At 75.2% G+C, this 3,823-nt stretch carries 4 protein-coding genes and 1 pseudogene; all 5 read left to right on the top strand.

Going from position 1 to position 3,823, the window contains the following annotated elements:
• On the top strand, positions 1 to 418 hold a 418-nt coding region (locus ABD308_RS22880; protein WP_344338078.1), incomplete at its 5' end, for a hypothetical protein.
• Positions 419 to 452: 34 nt separating this feature from the next.
• Positions 453 to 1,112: a vWA domain-containing protein gene (locus ABD308_RS22875; protein ID WP_344338077.1), complete on the top strand. Its 660-nt coding sequence runs from the start codon at positions 453 to 455 to the stop codon at positions 1,110 to 1,112.
• Between the two features lie 14 nt (positions 1,113 to 1,126).
• Positions 1,127 to 2,365 (top strand): protein phosphatase 2C domain-containing protein, encoded by a 1,239-nt coding sequence (locus tag ABD308_RS22870; protein WP_344338075.1) that lies wholly within the window; start codon positions 1,127 to 1,129, stop codon positions 2,363 to 2,365.
• Entirely contained in the window at positions 2,362 to 3,345 is a 984-nt protein-coding gene (locus ABD308_RS22865) for a hypothetical protein (protein WP_344338073.1), read from the top strand. The genes ABD308_RS22870 and ABD308_RS22865 overlap by 4 nt, the downstream gene beginning before the upstream one ends.
• 78 nt (positions 3,346 to 3,423) lie before the next feature.
• A pseudogene (locus ABD308_RS22860) lies at positions 3,424 to 3,823 on the top strand (cytochrome P450); the annotation flags it as partial.

Raw genomic sequence — 3,823 nt, 5'->3', positions numbered from 1 at the left:
CCAGGGCGACCCGCTGGCCGCCGAGCGGGCCGCCGCCGCGCCCACCGCCGGTCCGGACGCGGGCGCCACCGCCACCGCCAGTGCCACGCCCACCGCGACGCCCACGCCGACCGGGCCGCGCGGCGTCGAGCACGACCCGGTCACCGTCGACGTCGGCGGGGACTCCTCGGACCCGGCCGGCCTGGTCGCGCAGATCCGCGCGGCCACCGAGCGGTACGCCGGACGGCAGGCCGCCATCGTCCTCACCTTCGGCAGCAACCGCGACCCCGGCGTCGGCCAGGCCTACGCCCACACCGTCAACGGCCTGCTCGCGCAGGCCCGTCCGGAGATGTTCCGGGGCACCACCACCCGGGACTTCATCTCACTCGCGGACAACCCCCGGCACGCCTCGCTGGAGATCTACTTCTACACCGGCTGACCGTCAACGCCCTGCCAATCGAAGGAGAAGTGCAGTGCAGATCCTCCCGTTCTACGCCGTGTGCGACGAGTCGGGATCGATGAGCGCCGACATCGACACCCTCAACAAGGCCCTGTTCGACCTCCACCAGGAGATCAGCACCAACCCGACCATCGCCGACAAGACCCGGTTCGGGCTGATCGGCTTCTCCACCGACGCCCATGAGCTCCAGCCGCTGGTCGACCTGAGCGACCTCGACGAGCTGCCCGCCCTGGAGGCCTCCGGCCTCACCTCCTTCGGCAACGCCTTCGGCCTGCTGCGCCAGGCGATCGATCGGGACGTGCAGGCGCTGAAGGCGGACGGCCACGACGTCTACCGCCCGGTGGTGTTCTTCCTGTCCGACGGCGTGCCGACCGACTCCGACTGGGACCGGCCGTACCAGGAGCTGCTCGCCTCCTCGTTCCGGCCGCACATCATCGCCTTCGGCATCGGCCAGGCCGACCGGAGCGTGATCGCGCGGGTCGCGACCTTCAAGGCGTTCATGCAGGACGAGGGCACGGCGAACCCGGCGGTCGCGCTGCGGGAGTTCGCGGCCAGCCTGACCCGCTCGATCGTCCGCTCGGTGAGCGGGGCGACCGAGGCCGGTCAGGGCATGAGCCTGCAGGTGGACGACCACGTGCCCGGGTTCACCTCCGTCTCGCTCGACAAGCTCTGAGGCCGGGCCGCCGGATGAACGCGTACGACAACCAGGTGCCGGGCGGCGGCCGGGTGCCGGAGCCGGGGCCGGAGCACGTGCCGAGCCGCAAGGGGGACCCGATCGACCTCGCGGCCTCCGTGTACGAGCACGGCTGGGGTCCGGCACCGGCACCGGCCCCGGCGCAGGGCGAGGCGCCGGCCGAGGAGGCCCGGGTCGTCGTCTCCGGGCCGGTGGTGCCGGAGGGGTTCCTGCCGCGCCCGATCGGCCCAGGGCCGTCGGCGGTCCGCGAGCCGTGGAGCGCCGACGGCCCGACCGTCGCCGAAAGCGTCACCGCCCCGGTCGCCGGGCCGGGGCCGGTGGTCCGGCCGCCCTCGTTCCGGGAGCCCGGCCCGCTGACCCACGTCGGCCGCAAGGCCCCGACCTACCCCGCCGAGCCGACCGACATCCCCGCCATCTCCGGCGGCGACCTCTTCGGCGCCCTGCTGCCCGACACCGTGGTGGACGGCGGACGCTTCGGCCCGGTCACCGTCCGCGCCGCCTCGGTCCGCGGCGACGGCCACCGCTACGCGGCCGAGTGCCGCCAGGACACCGCCCTGGTCGTGCGGACCGGGGAGCTGCTGCTGGTCGCGGTGGCCGATGGCGTCGGCTCCCAGTCGCACTCCCACCACGGCTCCCACGGGATCGTCCGGCTGCTGACCCGGCAGGTCGCGCGGAAGGCCGAGACCCTGCTGGCCTTCCTGCGCTCGGGCGCCGAAACCGACTTCGCCGGCCTGATGAACCGGCTCGTCGCGGCGGCGGCCGGTGACCTCGCCCAGGAGGCCGAGCGGGCGGGCCTGCCGCCGAAGTCCTACTCGACGACCCTGCGGGCGCTGCTGGTGCCGGCCGACCCGGCTGTCCCGTTCCGGGGCTTCGTCTCGGTCGGCGACGGCGGCCTGCTGCGCCTGCGCGAGGGCGGCTGGCAGAACCTCGAAGCGGCCGAGGGCGGCGAGGACGGCGCGCTGATCAGCACCCGGACCGACTGCCTCCCCGAGGCGTACGAGCACGCCCGGGCCCGGCTGATCACCGACACCCGCCCCGGCGACCTGCTGGTGCTCTGCACCGACGGCCTCGCGCTGCCGCTGCTCAAGGAGGCCGAGCTGCGGACCTGGCTCGGCGAGCGCTGGGGCCGGGAGGCACCCGGCCTCGCCGAGTTCCTCTGGCAGACCCAGGTCCGGGTACGCAGCTACGACGACGACCGCTCGGTCGTCTGCCTCTGGGAGGCCGCGCCGTGACCGCCCCGGACATCGCCACCGCGCTGGCCGACGGCGGGGACGCGGACCTGGCGCTGCTGCCCGTCGGCGCCGAGGCCGGCCGGGGCGGCCAGGGCCTGGTGCAGCGCCTCGACGGTTACCCCGGGCTGCTGTTCAAGCGCTACCTGGAGGCCGGACGGGTCAACGGCCGGGCCCTGGAGGAGCTGGTCCGGCTGCGGCTCGCCCTGCCGAGCGCCGACCGGGAGCGCCTCGACGCCCAGGCCGCCTGGCCGCTCTGCCGGGTGGTGGACGGCCCGCGCTGCGTCGGCTTCCTGATGCGGGAGGCCCCGCCGGCGATGACCTGGCGGACGGCCACCGGCGCGTGCAAGCTCACCGAGGCGCAGTACCTGCTCTACCCGGAGAAGCCCGCCACCCAGGGCGTCGTCCGCCCGGACGGGGAGCAGCGGCTGGCCCTGGTGCTGGAACTGGCCGGGCTGATCGACCGGCTGCACCGCTGGGGGCTGGTGATCGGCGACCTCTCGCACGCCAATGTGCTCTGGACGGCGCTGCCCGGGCCGGCCGTGCACCTGCTGGACTGCGACGGCGTCCGGCTGGTCGGCGCCGCCCCGGTGCTGGAGCAGGCGGACACGCCCAACTGGGCGGACCCGCGCTCCCCGCACGGCGGCGCCGCCTCGGTGGACAGCGACCGCTACAAGGCGGCGCTGCTGATCGGCCGGACCCTGGCGCAGGACCCGTACGTGGCGCCGGGCGCGCCGTTGGAGCCGCTGCCGGGGGTGCTGACGGACCGGCGACTGGCGCTGGTGCGGCGGGTCTGGGAGCAGGCGGCCGGCCCGTACGGGAGCCGGCCGGACCTGACCGCCTGGCTGCTGGCGCTCGGCGGCCGGGGCGGCATCCCGCTCGCACCGGCCGTCGCGCCGCCGCGTCCGGCCCGGCCGGTGGACGAGCGGCTGTTCGACGGCCGGGCGGCCCGGGGGAGCATCCGGTTGCGGCGGCCGGGCTGACCGCACCGGGGGCCGGAAGGAACGCATGCGTACGATGATCCTTCCGGCTCCCCCCTCATGGCCTGGAGTGATCGACCGATGACGACGACGGCGAAGTTCGACCCCTGGTCGGCGGCGTTCGTGGCCCACCCCTACGACGCGTACGCCACCCTGCGCGAGCAGGCCCCCGTGACGTACTTCGAACCCACGAACCAGTGGCTGGTCTCGCGCTTCGAGGACGTCAGCGCGCTGCTGCGCGACCGCCGGCTCGGCCGCACCTACACCCACCGGTTCAGCCACCAGGAGTTCGGCCGCCCCGAGCCCGACCCGGCGCACGAGCCGTTCCACACCCTCAACGACAACGGCCTGCTCGACCTGGAGGCCCCGGACCACACCCGGATCCGCCGCCTGGTCTCCAAGGCCTTCACCCCGCGCATGGTCGAGGGCCTGCGCCCCACCGTCCAGCGGCTCGCCGGGGAACTCGTCGACGGACTGCTCG

This window comes from Kitasatospora putterlickiae (assembly GCF_039527695.1).
GTDB lineage: Bacteria > Actinomycetota > Actinomycetes > Streptomycetales > Streptomycetaceae > Kitasatospora > Kitasatospora putterlickiae.
This window is presented reverse-complemented; position numbering and strand designations above follow the sequence as displayed.

Excerpts from the sequence above, each read along its gene's own strand:
- ABD308_RS22870 (WP_344338075.1), top strand. The coding sequence starts at position 1,127 with ATGAACGCGTACGACAACCAGGTGCCGGGCGGCGGCCGGGTGCCGGAG.